Genomic DNA, 18993 nt, shown 5'->3' on the forward strand with positions numbered 1-18993 from the left:
GAGCGCCCGATGGACACGGTCGGGGAAGGCCTGGAAGGGGCCCTGCAGGCGGCGTTCACCCGTCCCGTCCCGAAGAGCGCGGGCGCGCAGATGCGCTACCTGGTGCGGCAGTACAAGGGCCGCACCGGGGAGGTGGCGCGGCTCCTCGGCATCAGCCGGCGCACCGTCGAGCGGTACGTGCGCGACCAGCTGAAGCGGCCCCGGCCCGAACTCGCCGCCCGCCTGGAGCGCGAGGTGCTCAGGCGGTGGCAGCCGCAGGTCCGGGCGCGGGCCCGGAAGGCCGCGGCCACCACCGGCGGCATCATGATCGACACGCGGGCGCGGTTCGGCTACACCGCCGCGCCCGGCACCACCGACGACGCCCGGCTGCGCCACCTCACGGTGGCCCTGCCGCCGGAGTTCGCCGGCCGCCTCTTCGACGCGCAGGAGGCCGGTGCCACCGAGCAGCAGCTCCGGCAGATCGCCGCGGAGGGGCTGCAGGAGATCTACTTCAAGGACCAGGGGCGGCGCGCGCAGGGCCTGCTGGTGGAGTACACCGACCTGGAACACGTCGAGTTCGAGCTGTAGGCCCCGCTGCGGGGCTCTGGGCACGGCCGGGAGCGGTGGCGCGCTCGGGGCCTGCCTCAGACTGCCCGGGGCGGCTTCGGGCGGCTCTGGCAGCCTGCCGGGCGCTCGGCGTTGCGGGTGGCTGCCCCTTTGAGGCGCCTCGTGCCCCTGGAGGGCTCTGAGCGGCCCTGAGGATCCCTGAGGGGCCCTGCCGTGTCTTCCGTGTCCTCCCAGGCGCCTGGGCAATCCCTGGGAGCGCTCTGAGGGCGGTTCCCAGTGGCGTTGGTACGGGGGCCGGTTGGGGCCACGGCTGGGCCGGGGGACGGAATCAGTACGGACCGCGCGGCGGTGTCGGCCGGGGCTGGGCCGGGGAGGGGCCATGCTCGGAGCCCCGGCCCCTTCCCGCTGGGCACCACTCCCCTGCGGCCGCAGCCGGCCCGCTCTGCTCCCCGTTGCGTGCCTGCCGGTCGGCGGCAGGGACTGAAGCCTGCGGCGGGGTTCCGGAGGGCCCCTCCCCCTGTACTCCCTCCCCCGAACCGGGGGGACTGAACGCCGGTGAGCACGCTTCGGTCCCTGTCCCTTCAGTCACTGCACAAACCTGCAGGTCAGCGGCCTCCCTCTCGTTTTCCAGGGACCGAAGGGACTGAAATCGCTAGTTATGAGCTACCCAGAGACATGCAGTCATACTTACGCCCGCGCATACACGCACGCACATAAAGAGTGGAAGTAGTGATTCCGAGTCCCTTCAGTCCCTGTCCCGTCCCTCTCAAGGCTCTGACCTGCACTTTTACAAAGGGACCAAACACGGAGGGACTGAACGAGGGTCCAGCCCCTTCAGTACCTCGACCCCTCTGACGGACACCTCGGAGACGGATCGCGCGCCTGAGGCCGAGAGGGACCGAACGCCGCGGGCCGGGTTCGGTCCAGCAGTCGGTCCCGCGGACCACCGGCGTTCGGTCCCTGCCGACGGAGACCTCCTCCGAGGGAGGGACGGTCGAGTGCGGCTCCAGGAGGAGTCCAGGGGCGATCCACGAGGCGGCCGCGACACGCCCGGACGTACACCCGGCTCCAGAAGGGGCCATTCAGGACGAACCAGGTGAGAAAGTCAGGGTCTGAGGGACTGAAGGGACTGAATTCCGGATAGTGCGGCCGCTACATCCCGGGCCTGCGCGGACTCTGGGGTAACCTCCGGCATAGTGAATCTTGAGTCCCTCTGGTCCCTGAGGCGCAGGCCGGCGCACATCTCGGGGAGCAGTCCAGGGATGGGAACGACCGTCGCCGACACCGCGTCAAGGAAGAGCCAGTGCCCGTCTATTCCGAGAGCCTGCCACATGCGGTGAGCGGCGGGTCGGCACTGGACGTGGCCACCTGGCTGGCCCGACGAGGCTACCCCGTCCACCCGCTGGCCCCGGGGGCCAAGACGCCCGCAGCCAACTGCCCCGACTGCCGCGGCGCCCGCCACTCCCCCGCCGGCTGCCCCTGCCACTCCGAGGGCCGCTGGTGCCATGGCTTCCACGCCGCCACCACCGACCTCCGCACCCTGCAGCGCTGGTGGCGCGCCGAGCCGGCGTTCGGCATCGGGGTCTCCTGCGGCCCTGCCCGGCTCGTCGTCATCGACGTGGACGCCCACGCCGCGCCCCTTCCCGACCGCCGCAAGCTGCTGCCCGGCATCCCCGTCGACGACCGGGTCGACCTCACCGGCCTGCGGAACGGCTACCACACCCTGGCGCTGCTGGCCGCGTACCGCTCCCGGCCCCACCCCTGCGAGGACGCCTCGACGCTGCGCGTCCGCACGCCCTCCGGCGGGATGCACATCTGGTACCGGGTGCCCCAGGACGGCCCCGCCTTCCGCAGCTCCAGCGGCTCCGGCTCGCGGGCGGCCCTCGCCTGGCAGGTCGACGTCCGCGCAGGGGGCGGGTACATCGTCGCCCCTACCACCCGTACGACCGCCGGACTGTACGAGGCGCTGCCCGGCGCCCGTGTGCCCGCGGCGCTGCCGCTGTGGCTGACGGCCGAGCTCGTCCGCACCGGACATGCCCCGGACGAGGCCCCGGCCGCGCCTGAGGCTCCCTCAGAGGCTTCCGGAGGCCCCCTGGCGGCCCCGCGGAGCCCCGCACGGCCCGCGCCCCGCGCCAGGGCCGGCCGACGCCTCCTCGGCCCGCTCCTCGACGACGTACGCGCCTGCGGCACAGCCCCCGCCGGCACGGCCTTCAGCGAGAAGCTCAACCGGGCCGCGTTCACCGCCGGAGGGCTCGCCGCCGCGGGCCACCTCGACCACGGAGAGGGCCGCCTCCTGCTCCTCGAAGCCGCCGACCACGCACGACCACACCAGCAGCGCCGGAACCGCCTCATCGTCGAAGCAGGGCTGCGCGCCGGAAGCGACCGACCCATCCACCCCAAGGAATGCCCATGAGCAGCGCCGAAAGCACCGGGTTCAACGCCCAGGCCGCGGCGGAACAGCTCGCTGCGTTCACTCCGGACCCCGGACCGGCCGCACCGGCCGCGGCAGCCGCGACCGGCCGCCGCCTGCCCGCCCAGCAGGGCGGCGCCCAGGCGCCGGGCCCCGTCAACGACTTCATCGCGGGCGGTCTGCTGCGCAACCTCACCGACCGCGGCAACGCCAAGCTCTTCGCCCACCTCCACCACCACCGGTTCCGGCACGTGGAGGGACTGGGCTGGTACGTGTGGGACGAGTACCGGTGGAAGCGGACCGGCGGGGAGAAGGCCGCCATCTGGGCCGCCGGCGAGATGGCCGAGGAACTGCCCACCCACGACCCGCGGGGCGTCTTCACCGACCGCGAGCTGGCCCAGCACCGCAAGCGCGCCATGTCCACCTCCGGCGTGAAGGCCATGCTCACCCAGGCCAAGGCCTCCCCCGAACTCGCCCTCGACCCCGACACCCTGGACGGCGACAAGTACGCGCTGTGCACCCCCGCCGGCGTCGTGGACCTGCGCACCGGCGACCTGCGCAAGCCGGACCCCACCCGCGACCTGCACTCCCGCGCCACCTACCTGGCGCCCGAGGCCATGCCGACGCCCCGGTTCCACGACTTCCTCCACCAGACGTTCGGGGACGACGACAAGGGCAAGGAGATGATCAACTTCTTGCACCTGCTGCTCGGCTACTCCGTCACCGGCGACGTCGGCGGCCAGGTCCTGCCCTTCCTCTACGGCGTCGGCGCGAACGGCAAGTCCGCGCTCCTCGACGTCGTCATCAAGATCCTCGGTGACTACGCGGACGTCGCCCCGCCGGGCTTCCTGATGGAGCGCGGCAAGTTCAACGAGCACTCCACCGAGTTGACGGAACTGCACGGCCGCCGCCTGTTCGTCTGCAGCGAGCTCAAGCCGCACGACAAGTTCGACGAAGCCCGGGTCAAGCTCCTCACCGGCGGCGACCGGCTCAAGGCCCGCCGGATGCGGCAGGACTTCTTCAGCTTCGAGCCCACGCACAAGCTGTGGCTGCTCGGCAACCACCGCCCCGAGGTCGGCACCGGCGGACACGCGTTCTGGCGGCGCATCCGGCTCATCCCCTTCGAGCGGGTCGTGCCCGACCACCGGAAGATCGACAACCTGGCGGACATCCTGGTGACGGAGGAGGGCCCCGGCATCCTCAACTGGATGATCCAGGGAGCGAAGGCCTACCTCGCGACGAAACCGGCCCTGACCGGCCCCAGCGTCGTCCGCACCGCCACCCAGGCCTACGCGACGACCGAAGACCACATCGGGCGGTTCCTCGCCGAATGCTGCACCACCGGGGCGGACCTGGCAGAACCCCGTGATCTGAAGGTGGAGCAGGGAGCCCTCTACCGGGCGTACAGTGCATGGTGCCTCGACGGCGAGGGACTGCGCCCCGCCACGACCCGCGCGTTCGCCACACGCATCCGGGCCGAGGTCGGCGTCGCGTCACCGAGCGAGATGCTCCGCTCGAACGGCCAGAAGTTCTATCCAGGTCTGGCCCTCCTCACCGACGAGGAACAGCCGCCCCGTGAGGCGAACAGGGCAGGTTCCAGGTGACCGGCCGGACGTGTGCAGCCTCCCCGGGGCGGGCACGCCTACGATGGACAAGGAAGATGAACAGACCCACCGGGCGGCGGCGGCCCGCAGCGCACTGCCGCATATCGGTTTCGGCGCCGCCCGCGGCGTGGACGAACAAGGGGCCCGGAAGGGCCGACGTGAACGAGGAAGGACCCAGGCCATGAGCTCGCTACTGACGGCAAGCGATCTCGCCCACGAGGACAAAGTGGTGTGGCTGGAGGACCCCGAACAGCTCGATTACGTACGCCAGGCCCTGGACAAGACCCCTCGTCGGCGCGGGAAGCCGCGCTACCACCGCGACGGCCGCATGATCGGCTTCACGGAGCTCGGCGACACCGCGGAGGCGGACCCGGACAGCGGCCTGCAGAAGCGGCGCGTCTTCTACCTGCTGCCGCACGACCGGGACGCCGAGCCCGACGGCCTGTACCGGGAGGGCGCGCCGGGCGAAGCCGTCGACCCGCGGACGATTGAGCCGCGGCAGGTCGGCAGGAAGACCGCGCGGTCGCAGCGCGGGCTGTCCGCGCCTACCGTCGCCTGAACCTGTCTGCCCCGAGGGCCGCGATCCGGTCCCTTTCAGGTGTGTTTCAGGTCGTTGTCCTTGACGCGGCGGGCGCCGCCGCGGCTGAAGTGGCGGCTGAAGCGATGGCTGAAAAGTGGCTGAAGCTTATGGCGAATTTCAGTCCCTTCAGTCCCTACGGTCCCTTCCCTGGTCCCTCCCCCGCTGTGGGTGGCGGGGCCGTTGAGGCGTTAACGCCGTTAACGGCGTTAACGCCGGCGGCCGCCGCGCAGCCTCAGATGCGGGTGATGAGCAGCTCCGTGACGGCCTTCAGGTCGTCGGGCGTGAGGTGCGCGGTCAGGGCGTCCGCGATGGTCTCGGGCGAGTCCGTCGCGATCATGATGCGCGGGTGTCCCGTCGGCGACGGTCCCTGACCGAACGCCTGCACCGAGCCCGTTGCCGCGCCTGCTGCCGTGCCTCCTGCCGTGCCTCCTGCCGTGCCCGTCGGGGCGACCGGAGTCGGACGGGCCGCAGGTGCGGCCGCCACCGGCGCGGCGGGGGGCGGCGCAAGGGCCGTAGCCGGCGAGGGCGGCGGGGGCGGCGGGGTGTGGGTGCGCTGGCGCGGGGTGACCGTCGCCGCCTCTGCGGCCGCTGCCTCCTGCTGCTCCTGCGGCAGCCGGCCGATGCGGCGGGCCGGCTCCACCTTCAGCTCTCCCGTGTCCACCTTCTCCTGGAGCTCAGGCGTCAGGTTCAGCAGCGCCAGCCGCTGCGACACCCACGCCGGCGTCTTCCCGAGCCGCTTGGCCACCTGGGCCTGCGAGCCGTGGACCTCCACGAGCTCCTGGAGGGCGCGCGCCTGGTCCATGGGCGCCACGTCGACCCGGTGGACGTTCGCGATGAGCGCCGACTCGAGGATGTCCGCGGCCGAGGCGGCGAGAGAGTCGTTCACGTGGATGTGCATCGACTTCAGGCCCGCCAGCTGGGCCGCCGCCAGGCGCCGGTTGCCGTCGATCACCACGTACGGGGCCCGGCCCAGGCCGTCGGTCTGCCCCGGGTGCGCTTCCATGAAGGCCATGCGCGTGGCGACCGCGAGGGGCTGGAGCTGGCCGCGCGAGAGCAGGGACTGGGCCAGCTCGTCCAGCTCGGTCAGGTCCTCGCGGAGGTTGAACGGGTTGTGCGCGAGGGCCTCGATCGGCACCTCCGACGGCGGCTGGACCCCGGAGGTCGGGGCCCCCGTCGCCTCCGCGATGGCGGCGCGGCGGGAGCTGACGCCCACCGGCTGGGCCCGGGCGAAGGACGCCGAGACCCCGAGCTTGTCGGCCTTGCTCATGAGATCTCCCTGGCGAGGGCGCGCATTGCGACCGCCTGGTCGCCCTTCGGCGCGTAGACGAAGAGGGGCTGCTTCACACGGACGGCCTCGCGCTGTTCCTTCAGGTCGGGAACGACCGCGACGACACGGGGATCCTTTATGTCCATCCACGCCTGGAGCGAGGACGTCGCGATGAAGCCGCGGCGGCCGTCGTAGAGGTTGACGACCAGCCCGAGGTAGTCGATGTCGAGGCTCAGGTCGTCCCGCAGGTCGTTGATCTGGGAGGTGAGGAGGTCGTAGGCGTCGGCCGACGAGTCCTCCGCCTGGACGACGATCAGCGCACCCGAGGCGCCCGGCTGCTCGTTCTCCCGGCGGCGCCCGTAGTAGATCGCGGCATCCATGCTGAGGCCGAGGCTCGGCGGGCAGTCGATGATGACGATGTCGTAGTCCGACTCCAGCGGGGTCAGGGCCCGTTCGAGGGAGGCCTCGCGGGCGCGGACCGTGGAGAGGCGGACGTCGAGGAGGAAGGCGTCCGTGCAGGCGGGCAGCAGGTGCAGGCGGTCGCCGAAGCGGGCGTCCGGGATCGGGACGACCAGGTCGGCGAGGGGGCCCTTGGCCTCCCCCGCCATGTGGCAGGTGAGGCTGTCGCCGCCGATGGGCAGCGGCTGCTGGCCGAGCTGCTTGGTGAGGTGGCCCTGCGGGTCGAAGTCGACGAGCAGGACGCGCATCCCGAGGCCCGGCAGGTCCTCCAGGTCCAGCGAGCTGCCGGAGCCGGCTGCCGGCGGGGCCGCCAACTGGCGGGCCACACGCACAGGGTGGAGGGAGTCGGGGTCCTCGGCGAGCGCCTCGCCGGTGCCGGCGGTGATGGCCGTCTTGCCGACGCCGCCCTTCTGGTTGCACACGACGATGCGGCGGACCACCGAAGGGCGCTGCACCGTCGGAGCCGGGTTCATCTCCAGCCAGAGGCTGACCGCTTGGGCCAGGCCCTGGATGAGCGAGACGCCGCGGTCCCTGGCATCGGCGCGGAACGACTCCCACTGGCCGGCGGGCAGCCAGGTGGAGAACGACTCGGCGCCGGAGGTGTCCACGGAGGACGGCGCGGACGCGAGCGCGCTCCACTGGGCGATGCCCTGGTGGACGGCGTCCTGGATGTCCACCCGGAGTTGGGCGGTGCGGATCTTCAACTCCTGGCGGAGCCAGGGCGGCAGCTTGGAGACGACCTTCTCTCGGTCGCTCGGGGTGGGAGAAGTCATGAGAGGGACTTTACTAACGTTCTGGAGTATGTGTGGGCGGCGCGCTTGGGTTTTGCTAACGAATTGGTTCGAGATGCGGATACGCGCGGCTACGGGCGCCCGTGACGGAGGGTCCGGAAAGCCGACAGGGCGGCCTCGCACACGCCGTAGCGAGCACCCCCGTGGTTCACCACGGCGCATGCGAGGCCGCCCTGGGCGGCACGTTCGGGCGGGGCCGACCGGGCGGGGCCGACGGGGTCAGCCGACCCCGACCGCCGCCGAGTCCGCTGACACGAGTCCGAGTTCGGCTCGGAGGTCGGGCGACCCGGCGGCCGCGAAGAGCGGTATGCGGTCCGCGGGAACGATCCCGGGGAGCAGGAACGTCCACAGGTCGGCGACCCGGTCGTGGAGGTCCCTGCGCCCGGTGCGGACGTGTGAGGTGACCTGGATGCCGGTGAACGAGCCGACGAGGCACGTCGCGAGGTTGTTCACGTCCAGCCCCGGCAGGAGGTCCCCCCGCTCCCGGGCCGGCGCCAGGCACACGCGGACCGTCTCGATCCATGCGTCGTAGGGCGCCGGGTCGGGGTTCGTGAAGGAGCCGAACTCGATGACGAGCCGGATGCCGGCGCGGATGCGGACGTTTGTGCGCAGTCCGTGCGCCATCTGGTGCGACAGGTCGATGACCGTCTGGAGGCCCGGGTCCTCTATGGCCGGGACGTCCGCGGAGACCTGGAACTGCTCGTCCATCAGCGTGCGGGCGAGGGCTTCCTTGGAGCGGAAGTGGAAGTACAGGGCGCCCTTGGTCACTCCGGCGTGGCGGACGACGTCGCTGAGGCTGGTCCCGCCGAAGCCGCTGCGGTCGAAGGCCTTCGCGGCGCCGTCGAGGATCGCCTGCCGGGTGATCTCGGCACGTTCCTGCCGGGCCCTCGCCACGTACGCCACTCCTGCTGCTCTCGGCCGAGCGGCTGCGCCGCTGCGGCGGTTCTCGTGCGGGCCCGGGGACGCGGCCTGCACCGGAGCCAATGTACTGGGAGGACGCCAAAAAATACCAGTCGACAGGTACTTTTTGGAGCGTGGGGAGGGGCGCTGACGGCGTTAACGGCGTTAACGCCCCTCCCCGTCGGGTGGCCTGGTCGCGTCGGCGGCGGGCCGAGCGTTAACGCCGTTAACGCCTCTCCCCCAGCGGGCGGCCGGGGCGGCCGGGGCCTGCCGAGCGTTAACGCCGTTAATGCCCGGCCGCCATGTGCCAGCCGTCAGGCGCCAGGGACGAGGGCGTTAACGGCGTTAATGGTCCCGACCCTGTGGGGCGTTCACGGTGCCAAGCTACGGGGCGGGCGGTGCGTCCAGGGCGTTCAGGGCCGTCTGCCAGGGGAAGTGCGGCGGGGCGTCCTGGCCCGCGGGGCCCGGGACGAAGCCGTTCTCCCCGAAGAGCACCGTCACTCCGGCGGTGCGCAAGGTCGCCAGCGACGGCTCGAACTGCGGGTGCGCTGCCAGGGCGGCATTCGTACACGGCATGGTGACGACCGTGGCGCCCTTGCCGAGCGCCTCGGCGGCGATACCGATCGCGAAGCGGTCGGTCAGACCCAGCGCCCAGGCGTTCACGGAGTTGAAGGTCGCCGGGGCGAAGAGCACCGCGTCGGCCGCGGGCCAGACATCGGGCTCGCCGGGAAGCTTGTACTGCCAGCGCACCGGATGCCCGGTGAGGGCGGCCAGCCCGTCGGTGCTGCCGGAGAGCCAGTGTGCGGCCGTCGGGGTGAGCCCCAGGCAGACGTCCCACCCTCGGGACTGGGCGTCCTCGATCACGTGGGCCACGTCGAACACGGGCGGTGCGGCGGAGCAGAGCAGATAGAGCGTTTTCGTGCTGGTCATAGCGACATGTGATCACATTCCTTGACCTCGACCACAGTTGAGGGCAGAGCATCGGAGCCATGAGCGAAGAAGACACGGCCCTGAAGGCCATTGAGCAGGTTGTCGCCGACGTGCAGCGCACCCAGCGTGAGAAGGATGCGGAGGGCTTCCTCGCCCTCTTCCACCCCGACGCCCTGTGGACGACCGCACACGGCAAGGTCCTCATCGGCTTCGATGCGATAGCCGACTTCACCCGGTCCGTGCTGCCCGGCGCGAGCTGGGACGGCGAGGTGACCTACGACGTGGTGCACACCCAGTTCCTGCGGCCCGATGTCGCCGCCGTGAAGGTGCGCCAGCTGTACACCGACGCGGAGGGGCGCCCGGAGAGCGAAGGAGCGCCGCTGTACGTGATGACGCGCGGCGGCGACGGCCGCTGGCTGCTGACGGCCTGCCAGAACACGCAGGTCCGCGCCGCCTAGACGCACGCGTATGCGGGCGAGCCTCTCGGCCATGGCCCGTCTCGCGGCGACCGGCTTCACTGGGGCCATGACGCAGACAGAGATGCAGACGCAGACGCAGGCGCAGACAGCGGCCGGGACGACCCTCGTCATCGGGGGACGCGGCAAGACCGGGCGGCGCGTCGTCGCCAGGCTCCAGGACAAGGGCCGTCCCGTGCGGGTGGGGTCGCGAAGCGGGCAGCCCGCCTTCGACTGGCACGAGCCGGCCGGCTGGGCGGCCGCCCTCGACGGGGTCGACCGGGTGTACGTGACGTACCACCCCGACCTGTCCTTCCCTGGCGCCACCGAGCAGGTCGGCGCGCTCGCGGAGGCGGCCGTCGCCGCCGGGGCGCGCCGCCTGGTGCTGCTCTCCGGGCGCGGGGAGCAGGCCGCACAGCGGGCCGAGGAGGCAGTGAAAGCGACGGGCGCCGACTGGACGGTCGTCCGGGCCAGCTGGTTCAACCAGAACTTCGACGAGGACTTCTTCCTGGAATCCGTGCGCGCCGGGGAGTTCGCCCTGCCGACCGCGGACGCCGTCGAGGCGTTCGTCGACGCCGACGACATCGCCGACGTCGTCGTGGCGGCGCTGGAGGACGACCGGCACATCGGCCGCACCTACGAGCTGTCCGGGCCGCGGCTGCTGTCCTTCGGCGACGTGGCGGCCGAGCTGTCCAAGGCGACCGGGCGGCAGATCACGTACGTGCCCGTCTCCGATGCGGACTTCCGGGCGGTCCTTCGAGAGCAGGGGCAGCACGAGGACTTCGCCGACCTGTTCGGGCTGCTGCTGGACGGGCGCAACGCCCACGTTGTGCACGGCATCGAGGACGTGCTCGGCAGGCCGCCGCGGGACTTCTCCGCGTACGTGCGCGAGGCGGCGGCCACCGGCGTCTGGGACGTGTGAGCAGGACAGCATGGACATGATGAGCGGGCTGCTCGAAGGGCCCAAGGCGCGGGGTGCCGTCGTGCTGAAGTCCGTCTTCGATCCGCCCTGGGCGGTCCGCATCGAGGACCGGGCGCCGCTGACGGTCATGACGATGGTCCGGGGGGAGGGCTGGCTCCTTCCGGACGGGGGCGCACCCGTGCGGATCCGCCCGGGGGACGTCGCCGTCGTACGCGGTCCGGACCCGTACACGCTGGCGGACGAGCAGGGGACGCCGGTGCAGATCACCGTGGACGCCGAGCAGAACTGCAGCCTTCCGGACGGCACCGACGTCAACGGGGCGATGGATCTCGGAGTCCGGACCTGGGGCACGACGGTGCAGGATGCCGGGTCCGTCGTCATGCTCAGCGGCACCTACACCGAGCCGAGCGAGGTCGGGCGGCGGCTGCTGGGAGCCCTGCCGACCGTCCTCGTACGGCCGGCGGCCGAGGTCGACGCCACGCTGATCGGGCTGCTCGCATCCGAGGTCTCCCGCGACGAACCGGGCCAGGAAATCGTCCTCGACCGGCTGCTCGACCTGCTGCTGATCGGAGTGCTGCGCGCATGGCTCGCCGACCCGGGTTCGGGGGCACCGGGCTGGTACCGCGCTCAGTCCGACCCGGTCGTCGGACGGGCGGTGCGGCTGCTGCACGAGAACCCGGCCCACGGCTGGACGGTCGCAGAGCTCGCGCAGAAGACCGGGGTATCCCGGGCAGCACTGGCGCGACGGTTCGCGGAGGTCGTGGGGGAGCCTCCGATCGCGTACCTGACGGGGCTGCGGCTGGCGCTGGCCGCGGACCTCCTCCGCGAACCGGACGCCACTGTGGCGACCGTCGCCCGGCGGGTGGGCTACGGCTCGGCGTTCGCCCTGTCGACGGCGTTCAAACGAGTCCGCGGCCTCAGCCCGCAACAGTCCCGCACCCAGCCCGCCACATCGGCCCCGCCGACACCGCCCGGCCCGGGGGAGCGTTAACGCCGTTAATGATCGCGGAGTGTTCCGCCCCGCCCATGGGCGTTAACGGCGTTAACGGCCCCGGGCGCGTGGGGGGCGGCAGAGGGCCGCTGGGTGTGGGGGCATTAACGGCGTTAACGGTTGCCGGGGGTGAGGGGTGGGGAGGGGGCGACGCTCCGAGCGTTAACGGCGTTAACGGTCAGGCCTGGCGGTGGCAGGTGCCCAGCGTTAACGGCGTTAATGCCGGCCGGCCATCGGGGGTGGGGGAGGGGGTGGCGTTAACGGCGTTAATGGTTGAGGCGTGGGGCTCTCGGGGGAGGGGCGGCGTTAACGGCGTTAATGATCGTTCCGGTCCGGGGGCGGATGGTGTGTGTCAGGCGGAGACGGGGGTGCGGGTGAAAGCCGTGCGCAGGGCGAAGATGCCGAGGAGGCCGCCTGCCGCATACCGCTGGGCCGTCATGACGCGGGGGCGGGTGGCCAGGAATCCCGAGACACGTGCTGCGCCCAGCATGACCAGGGCGTTCACCGCGAGCCCCACGGTGATCTGCACGGCACCGAGCTGCAGCAGTTGCGCCCAGGCCGGGCCCGCCTGCGGGTCCATGAACTGGGGGAGGAGCGCGGCGTACATGAGAGCGATCTTGGGGTTGAGGAGGTTGGTGAGGAGCCCCATGGAGAACAGGCGGGCGTCGGAGACGGGAGGCAGGTCGTTGGACGGGGCGAAGGGCGAGCGGCCGCCGGGCTTGAGCATGTCCCACGCCAGGTAGGCCAGGTAGGCGGCTCCGGCGAGCTTGACCACCGTGAACGCCAGGGGGACGGCGGCGAACAGTGCGGACAGCCCGGCGGCCGCGGCCAGCAGGTAGCACAGGAATCCCACGGCGGTCCCGCTCAGACTGACCAGCCCTGCCCTGCGGCCCTGGGTGATCGCGCGTGAGGCGAGGTGGATCATGTTCGGTCCGGGGGTGAGGGCCATGCCCAGTTCGACCAGGGCGACTCCCCCCACTGCGGCCAGACTGATCACTGGACGACTCCTGTGGCAGGCGCGAGGGGGAGGACGCCCACCGCTTGGCCGCCTGAGGTTTCGCCTGTGAGGTGGAAGCCCAGATTCAGGTAGAACGGCTCCGGGGTGCCAGGGCCGGGTTCCCACGTCACGTAGGCGTGGGTCGCGCCGCGGCGGGCCAGTTCCGCCGTGACCGCCTCGACCGCGAAGCGGCCGTAGCCCCTGCCCTGGTGGGCGGCGGATATGTTCAGGCGCCAGATGCCGGAGCGGATGTCCGCGGGGTCCTTCTCGGGATTCCACGCCACGTCCAGGAACGCCATCACGAAGCCGACGACCTCGGTGCCGTCGGCGATGGCACGCGGCCAGGCGGCCGGCCCATGGACGTATGCCTCGGCAAGCGACTTGACCACGGGGGAGACCAGGTGAGACTGGTCGGGGCGGACCTCGACGGCGCAGACGGCGTCGAAGTTGGCTGCGGTCACCGGTTCCAGGCGCAGTTGTGCGGCAGTGCTCATGGGCGCACCCTATCCGGGGCCCCGGCACGCGTCTCCGTGCTCGACAGGCCGTCATGGCGGCTGGATGTGCCGGGGGTTGCTCCCGTGCGGGGACTTCGTCAGCGGACTGCCAGGGTCCCGGCCAGGCAGGCCAGGGCGATCGTGCAGAGTGCCGTGCGCCAGCGGTTCGCGGGGACCCAGCGGGACTCGAACGCCTGCCGGACTGCCGCCGGGTCGGGGACGCGGTCCGCCGGACCCGCCTGCTCCAGGGCGTTGTTCAGCGGGATGTTGATCCGTCCCGTGACGGCGAGGGCGAGGACGTACGCGCACAGCGCGGCTGTCAGCAGGACGGCCGCCCGGCCCCCGCCGCCTGCGAGGTGCAGCGCGAGGGCGAGGCCGGTGAAGAGGAGGGCGCCCAGGAAGCCAGTGAGGAACCAGCCGTTCACCTGATTTCTTCCAGGATGCCCCGGCCTTCAGGCTGGGGAGGAATGCGTCCTTGGCGTGGAGGCGCGGAGCGCCGGAGTTCTCTTCGCATCTGTTCTGGCCTGCACTCTCTTTCGTTGTCAGTGGCGGGTGTTACGTTGCGGATCATGGCGACGGCAGTGATGTCCGAGACGGTGGCCGGGCACGCCCGGTACACCTTCCGGCTGCGTCTGTCGTCCACGGCCCGTACCGCTCTGGAAGCGGAGTGGGGGCGGTGCCGGTGGGTGTGGAACGAGTGCGTGGCGATGTCCTGCAAGGTCCACAAGCACAACAAGGCGACCGGCGAGAAGACGACGTGCGGCCCGGCGCAGCTCGACAAGATGCTGACCGAGGCCCGCCGGTCGATGAGCTGGCTGCGTGAGGGTGCTTCGGTTCCTCAGCAGCAGATCATCCGGGACTTCGCCAAGTCCCGGGCGAAGGCGCTGGGGGACATCAAGGCGAAGCTGCCGATGCGGCAGCGGGCCGGGATGCCGCGCCCGAAGAAGAAGCGCGAGGCCGCGCCGTCGCTGAACTACACGACTCGTGGTTTCCGCCTCAAGGACGGCCGTCTGGATCTGGCGGGCGGGATCGTGCTGACGGTGGTGTGGTCGCGTGACCTGCCCAAGTCTCCGTCCTCGGTGCGGGTGTACCGGGACAGCCTCGGGCATTGGTATGCGTCGTTCGTCGTCCGGGCGGTGACCGAGGCCCTGCCGGAGACCGGTCGTGTGATCGGCGTGGACTGGGGCGTGGAGGAGACCGCCACCACCACCTCCGATGCCCACGACCTGCCGCACGCCCAGCACGGCAGGACGGCCGCGGCCAGGCTCGCGCACTACCAGCGGATGATGGCCCGGCGCCGGACTGCGAAGAACCGGCCCGACACCAAGGGCTACAAGAAGGCCCGCCGGGCAGCGGCGAAGGTGTCCAAGAAGATCGCCCGGCAGCGGCAGGACACCGGCCGCAAGTGGGCCAAGGCCGTCGTCCGCGACTTCGACCACCTCGCCGTGGAGGACTTCCGCCCGAAGTTCCTCGCCAAGTCCACCATGGCCCGCAAGGCGGCAGACGCCGCGATCGGAGCCACCAAGACCGCGCTGGTCGAGATGGCCCGCAAGCACGGGCGCACCGTGCACCTGGTCCACCCCGCGCACACCACCATGGACTGCGCGCACTGCGGAGCGAGAGCCAAGCACCGCCTGCCTCTTTCCGAGAGAACGTATACGTGCACCGCGTGCGCAGCAGTGTCCCCCAGGGACAAGAACTCCGCCCGCGTGATGCTCGTCCGGGCTGGTCTCGTACCCGGCCAGTGCTGATCTTGTAAGACCTGCACCCCCGCCGGGGGCCAGGCGAAGTGAGCTGGGAATCCCCTCCCTTCAGGGAGGGGAGGAGTCAAGATCGCCGTGTTGATGCGCTGCATCACCTCGATGAGCGTGCGGTCGTCGCAGCGCTTCAGAGCCGGCATCACCGACACGTCGAAGGCGAAGAACAGGCCCGCCATGAGGCCCGTCGTGAGGGTGGCGGCGATGAGCGAGGCGAGTGCTGCGAGTTCCACGTCCGGGGCTCCCTGGTGTCGGTCGCGGTGCGGTGGTGGTGCCGGGTGCCGATCGTACGGGCGGGGACGGGTGCTGTCGCGGGTCTTGGTGAGGGCCCGGCGCGCGGTCGGTCGGCGCCGCGTAGGCCGTAGCCTGGCCGTGGAGCGCCGGGTGAGGGCATCCGGCATCGACCGGCAGGAGGCTGAGCGTGCTGACCGCACTGGACGGGGCGTACGGGGACCGCGCGGACGCGGTAAGTGTTGCCGGGCGGACCGCCTCGTACGAGGAGCTGCTGGCCGCGGCGCGCGCGGTCGCGGCCGACGTGGCCGGGGCACCGGCGTTCGCCGTGACCGCGACGGCGTCCCTGGAGACGGTGGCCGCGGCGGTCGGCGGGCTGCTGGCGGGGGTGCCGTTCGTTCCGCTGCCGCCCGACGCCGGCCCGGCGGAGCGGGAGCACATCCTGCGGGACTCCGGGGCCGTCACCGTGGAGGTGGACTTCGCACGCAGGGCAGCGGGAGCCCCGGCCGGTGCGGGCGGGGCGCCGGAGGATCCCGCGCTCGTGCTGTACACCTCCGGGACGACCGGTGCGCCCAAGGGGGTCGTCCTCACCCGTGCGGCCATCGCCGCCGACCTCGACGCCCTCGCCGAAGCCTGGCAGTGGAGCGCCGACGACACTCTCGTGCACGGGCTGCCGCTGTTCCACGTGCACGGTCTGGTGCTCGGTGTCCTCGGGGCGCTGCGCACCGGCAGCCGGCTTGTCCACACCGGCAGGCCGACCCCCGAGGCGTACGCGCGGGCCGGCGGCAGCCTCTTCTTCGGGGTGCCGACCGTGTGGTCCCGGATCGCCGCCGACGCGCAGGCCGCCCGCGCCCTGTCCGGGGCGCGGCTGCTGGTCTCCGGGAGCGCGGCCCTGCCCGCGCCGGTCTTCCGGGACCTGGAGCGGCTGACCGGGCTGCGGCCCGTGGAGCGGTACGGGATGACGGAGACCCTGATCACGGTGAGCGGGCGGGCCGGCGGGGAGGTGCGCCCCGGCACGGTCGGCACACCGCTGCCGGGGATCCGCACCCGGATCGCCGCCGAGCCCGGTGCGGAGATCGGGGAGCTCCAGCTCACCGGGCCGACGCTGTTCTCCGGGTACCTGGGGCGGCCGGAGGCCACCGCGGCCGCGTACACCGAGGACGGGTGGTTCCGTACGGGCGACATCGCCGCCGTCGACGAGGACCAGGTGCACCGGATCGTGGGGCGGGCCTCCATCGACATGATCAAGTCGGGTGGGTACCGGATCGGCGCCGGGGAGATCGAGAACGCCCTGCTGGACCACCCGAAGGTGCAGGAGGCGGCGGTTGTGGGTGTGCCCGACGCGGATCTGGGGCAGCGGATCGTGGCCTTCGTCGTCGCCGAGGGAGTGACCGGCGCCGAACTCACCGACTTCGTCGCCGCGCACCTGTCCGTGCACAAGCGGCCGCGGGAGGTCCGCTTCGTTGCGTCGCTGCCGCGGAACGCGATGGGCAAGCCGCAGAAGAAGCTGCTGCTCGCCGACGAGGCCGGGCCCGCGCCGAGGTAGTTTCGCTTCCCCTATCGGAATTTTGAGTCGCTTCAGTCGCTGACGGCGCGGGGGCAGGGGGTTGACCTGCAGTTCCGTGCAGGGACCGAAAGCGGGAGGGACTGAGAGCGGGAGGGACCGAGAGCGGCGGCGCCGGTGGCGCCCCGGTCCCTCGGGTGCCGGCCGGCTGCTGCTCGTCGGCCCGTTCCTCCACGTCGGCGAACTCCGTTCCGGAGGCGCTTCACGATGCCGTGTGGTGCGTCGTATGCCCGCGGGAGGCCGACCGGCCTTCCGCGGGCCGGCCGTTCGCCTTCCGTGCCGGAAGGCTCAACGACCTCGCAACTCGCCTGTGCTACAAGGCAGTTACACCTACTTCAGGCCGTTACGAAAGAACCGGCCATCCGGTATGGTTCCCGCGTCGTGCGGGGGACGCCGGCCGGCAGGCGCCCGTGCACCGATCGGGCACGGCTTCAGTCGAAGGCGAGCAGGGGGCGCATCGGATATGCAGACGCATGTGGTGATCATCGGCGGGGGGCCGGTCGGGCTGCTCATCGCCGCCGAACTGGCCGGGTACGGGGTCGACACCGTGGTGCTGGAGGCACAGGACGCGGTGTCCGAGCGGCCCAAGGCGACGACGCTCCACGCCCGGGCCGTGCAGTGCCTGGCCCGGCGCGGGCACCTCCCGGAGCACGTGCCGCTGTCGGCGGGCGGCGACGGCTGCGGCTGCCCGTTCCACTTCGCCGGGCTGCCCGGCCTGGTGATCACGGCGCCGGAAGGCGAGCCGGAGCCCATCCTCAAATGGCCGCAGGCCGAGCTGGAGCGGCTCTTCGAGGCCCGTGCCCGCAAGGCCGGCGCGCGGATCCTCCGCGGCCACCGGGTCGCGGCGATCAGCCAGGAACAGGAGCCGGAGCACAACCCGGAGGACGGCGCCGGCGCCGGGGCCGGGGGAGCGGTGACCGTCAGAGCCGAGGGGCCGCACGGCCCCCTGACCCTGACCGCCCGCTACGCGGTCGGCGCGGACGGCGCCCGCAGTACGGTCCGCGAGCAGGCGGGCATCACCTCCGAGACGCACCCCGCGACCGTCTCCGCGCTGACCGGCACCGTCCGGCTGCGCGACGGCGCCCTCGCCGACGGCTGGCACCGCACCCCGCACGGCTGGATCGTCGCCAAGAGCGATCCGCACACCGGGGACACACACATCCGCACCCTCAACTGCGCGGGCGCCCACAGCGAGCGGCACCTGCCGCCCACCCTCGACGAGTTGCGGCGTGAGGTCGCCTGGATCGCGGGCCGCCACATCGCGATGGACGAGCCGCGCTGGCTCGGCCGGTTCAGCGACTTCGCCCGCCTGGCCGGAACGTTCCGCCGGGGCCGCGTCTTCCTGGCCGGGGACGCCGCGCACGTGCACTTCCCGATCGGCGGCCAGGGCCTGAGCACCGGAGTGCTGGACGCCCTCAACCTCGGCTGGAAGCTCGCCCTCGCCGTCCGCGGCCAGGCGGGCCCCCGCCTCCTCGACAGCTACGACCGCGAACGCCGGCCCGCCGCCCGCAGGGTCCTCGACAACACCCGTGCCCAGCTCGCCCTGATGCGGCCCGGCCCCGAACTCGACGCCCTCCGTGCCCTCTTCGCCGCCCTGCTGTCGGCGGACCGGGACGCCGGACACCTGCGGAACATGATCAGCGCCCAGGACACGGTCCTCCCCGGCTGCACCGGGCGCACGCCCTCCGGAGGCGGGACGTTCCTGCCGAACGTCGCGCTCCGCACCCCGCAGGGGGAGACCGACGTCATCGGGCTGCTCCAGGAGGGCCGGCCCCTGCTGCTGTCCTTCGGGGACGGGGCCTGCGTACACCGGGAGACGGCCCGCGACTGGGAGGGCGTCCTGCGCGTGGTCCGCGCGCGCCCCGTGCCCGAGATCCCGTACGAGGCGCTGCTGGTGCGGCCTGACGGGTATGTGGCCTGGGCGCCGGGCGGGGAGGGGCTGGAGGCGGCGCTGTCCGAGCACTTCGCCGCGCCCGCGCCGGCGGTGCTGCCCTGACCGGTCCCGCACCCCCCGTACGGAAACGGAATCGGAAACGGAACCGGAGGTAGAGCTTCCGGCGAGTGTGCCGACGGGGGCCCGCCGCGCGGTGGCGGC

The 18993-nt window shown here is 72.1% G+C and carries 16 protein-coding genes and 1 pseudogene; 10 read left to right on the forward strand and 7 right to left on the reverse strand.

The genetic code is table 11. The features are described 5' to 3' along the window. The first annotated feature begins 9 nt into the window (after positions 1-9). From tpg to MUK52_RS31550, 4 genes are all read left to right on the forward strand, one after another. A complete protein-coding gene (gene tpg / locus MUK52_RS31535) occupies positions 10-567 on the forward strand; it encodes a telomere-protecting terminal protein Tpg (protein WP_114059228.1) in 558 nt (185 codons plus the stop codon). A gap of 1282 nt (positions 568-1849) precedes the next feature. Beyond that, positions 1850-2959, forward strand: a complete 1110-nt coding sequence (locus MUK52_RS31540; protein ID WP_246043053.1) for a bifunctional DNA primase/polymerase — start codon at positions 1850-1852, stop codon at positions 2957-2959. Continuing rightward, positions 2956-4560, forward strand: a complete 1605-nt coding sequence (locus MUK52_RS31545; RefSeq protein WP_174250576.1) for a DNA primase family protein — start codon at positions 2956-2958, stop codon at positions 4558-4560. Before MUK52_RS31540 ends, MUK52_RS31545 begins: the two co-directional genes overlap by 4 nt. A gap of 181 nt (positions 4561-4741) precedes the next feature. Then, complete coding sequence (locus tag MUK52_RS31550) at positions 4742-5119, forward strand: DUF6009 family protein (RefSeq protein ID WP_114059230.1); 378 nt, start codon at positions 4742-4744, stop codon at positions 5117-5119. A 253-nt stretch (positions 5120-5372) separates the two neighbouring features. Here the strand turns inward: MUK52_RS31550 and MUK52_RS31555 are convergent, their stop codons facing one another. The 4 genes from MUK52_RS31555 to MUK52_RS31570 all read right to left on the reverse strand — a co-directional run bounded on the left by MUK52_RS31555 (position 5373) and on the right by MUK52_RS31570 (position 9487). Continuing rightward, positions 5373-6407 (reverse strand): ParB/RepB/Spo0J family partition protein, encoded by a 1035-nt coding sequence (locus MUK52_RS31555; RefSeq protein WP_284581865.1) that lies wholly within the window; start codon positions 6405-6407, stop codon positions 5373-5375. Beyond that, complete coding sequence (locus MUK52_RS31560; protein ID WP_114059232.1) at positions 6404-7639, reverse strand: ParA family protein; 1236 nt, start codon at positions 7637-7639, stop codon at positions 6404-6406. Before MUK52_RS31560 ends, MUK52_RS31555 begins: the two co-directional genes overlap by 4 nt. Positions 7640-7876: 237 nt before the next feature. Further along, entirely contained in the window at positions 7877-8551 is a 675-nt protein-coding gene (locus MUK52_RS31565) for a ScbR family autoregulator-binding transcription factor (RefSeq protein WP_246043054.1), read from the reverse strand. Positions 8552-8941: 390 nt separating this feature from the next. Further along, positions 8942-9487: a flavoprotein gene (locus MUK52_RS31570; protein WP_284581866.1), complete on the reverse strand. Its 546-nt coding sequence runs from the start codon at positions 9485-9487 to the stop codon at positions 8942-8944. A gap of 59 nt (positions 9488-9546) precedes the next feature. Here MUK52_RS31570 and MUK52_RS31575 point away from each other — a divergent pair, with 59 nt between their 5' ends. From MUK52_RS31575 to MUK52_RS31585, 3 genes are all read left to right on the forward strand, one after another. Then, positions 9547-9945: an SgcJ/EcaC family oxidoreductase gene (locus tag MUK52_RS31575; protein WP_284581867.1), complete on the forward strand. Its 399-nt coding sequence runs from the start codon at positions 9547-9549 to the stop codon at positions 9943-9945. A 67-nt stretch (positions 9946-10012) separates the two neighbouring features. Then, positions 10013-10864 carry an NmrA family NAD(P)-binding protein gene (locus tag MUK52_RS31580; RefSeq protein ID WP_246043055.1) on the forward strand — a complete coding sequence of 284 codons (852 nt, stop codon included), beginning with the start codon at positions 10013-10015 and terminating at the stop codon, positions 10862-10864. Between the two features lie 10 nt (positions 10865-10874). Further along, positions 10875-11855 (forward strand): AraC family transcriptional regulator, encoded by a 981-nt coding sequence (locus MUK52_RS31585; protein WP_284581868.1) that lies wholly within the window; start codon positions 10875-10877, stop codon positions 11853-11855. Positions 11856-12207: 352 nt separating this feature from the next. Here MUK52_RS31585 and MUK52_RS31590 read toward each other — a convergent pair whose 3' ends face one another. From MUK52_RS31590 to MUK52_RS31600, 3 genes are all read right to left on the reverse strand, one after another. Further along, positions 12208-12852, reverse strand: coding sequence for a LysE family translocator (locus tag MUK52_RS31590; RefSeq protein WP_114059236.1), 645 nt, complete (start codon positions 12850-12852; stop codon positions 12208-12210). Next, a complete protein-coding gene (locus MUK52_RS31595; protein WP_284581869.1) occupies positions 12849-13346 on the reverse strand; it encodes a GNAT family N-acetyltransferase in 498 nt (165 codons plus the stop codon). The genes MUK52_RS31590 and MUK52_RS31595 overlap by 4 nt, the downstream gene beginning before the upstream one ends. 98 nt (positions 13347-13444) lie before the next feature. Continuing rightward, the gene (locus tag MUK52_RS31600; protein ID WP_284581870.1) at positions 13445-13771 is read right to left on the reverse strand and encodes an anthrone oxygenase family protein; all 327 of its coding nucleotides are present in this window, start codon (positions 13769-13771) and stop codon (positions 13445-13447) included. A gap of 144 nt (positions 13772-13915) precedes the next feature. Here MUK52_RS31600 and MUK52_RS31605 point away from each other — a divergent pair. From MUK52_RS31605 to MUK52_RS31620, 3 genes and pseudogenes are all read left to right on the forward strand, one after another. Continuing rightward, positions 13916-15191: pseudogene (locus MUK52_RS31605) on the forward strand (RNA-guided endonuclease InsQ/TnpB family protein). A gap of 333 nt (positions 15192-15524) precedes the next feature. Further along, positions 15525-16880, forward strand: a complete 1356-nt coding sequence (locus MUK52_RS31615; RefSeq protein ID WP_284581872.1) for an AMP-binding protein — start codon at positions 15525-15527, stop codon at positions 16878-16880. Between the two features lie 481 nt (positions 16881-17361). Next, positions 17362-18894 (forward strand): FAD-dependent monooxygenase, encoded by a 1533-nt coding sequence (locus MUK52_RS31620; protein ID WP_284581873.1) that lies wholly within the window; start codon positions 17362-17364, stop codon positions 18892-18894. The last annotated feature ends 99 nt before the right edge of the window (positions 18895-18993 follow it).

The sequence above is a fragment of the Streptomyces sp. 2P-4 genome (assembly GCF_030167965.1).
Lineage (GTDB): Bacteria > Actinomycetota > Actinomycetes > Streptomycetales > Streptomycetaceae > Streptomyces > Streptomyces globosus_A.

Bases quoted from the DNA above. Each gene is read 5' to 3' on its own strand.
- tpg (WP_114059228.1), top strand. From the start codon at position 10: ATGGACACGGTCGGGGAAGGCCTGGAAGGGGCCCTGCAGGCGGCGTTC.
- MUK52_RS31545 (WP_174250576.1), top strand. From the start codon at position 2,956: ATGAGCAGCGCCGAAAGCACCGGGTTCAACGCCCAGGCCGCGGCGGAA.
- MUK52_RS31550 (WP_114059230.1), top strand. From the start codon at position 4,742: ATGAGCTCGCTACTGACGGCAAGCGATCTCGCCCACGAGGACAAAGTG.
- MUK52_RS31555 (WP_284581865.1), bottom strand. From the start codon at position 6,407: ATGAGCAAGGCCGACAAGCTCGGGGTCTCGGCGTCCTTCGCCCGGGCC.
- MUK52_RS31560 (WP_114059232.1), bottom strand. From the start codon at position 7,639: ATGACTTCTCCCACCCCGAGCGACCGAGAGAAGGTCGTCTCCAAGCTG.
- MUK52_RS31570 (WP_284581866.1), bottom strand. From the start codon at position 9,487: ATGACCAGCACGAAAACGCTCTATCTGCTCTGCTCCGCCGCACCGCCC.
- MUK52_RS31575 (WP_284581867.1), top strand. From the start codon at position 9,547: ATGAGCGAAGAAGACACGGCCCTGAAGGCCATTGAGCAGGTTGTCGCC.
- MUK52_RS31580 (WP_246043055.1), top strand. From the start codon at position 10,013: ATGACGCAGACAGAGATGCAGACGCAGACGCAGGCGCAGACAGCGGCC.
- MUK52_RS31585 (WP_284581868.1), top strand. From the start codon at position 10,875: ATGGACATGATGAGCGGGCTGCTCGAAGGGCCCAAGGCGCGGGGTGCC.
- MUK52_RS31595 (WP_284581869.1), bottom strand. From the start codon at position 13,346: ATGAGCACTGCCGCACAACTGCGCCTGGAACCGGTGACCGCAGCCAAC.
- MUK52_RS31620 (WP_284581873.1), top strand. From the start codon at position 17,362: ATGCAGACGCATGTGGTGATCATCGGCGGGGGGCCGGTCGGGCTGCTC.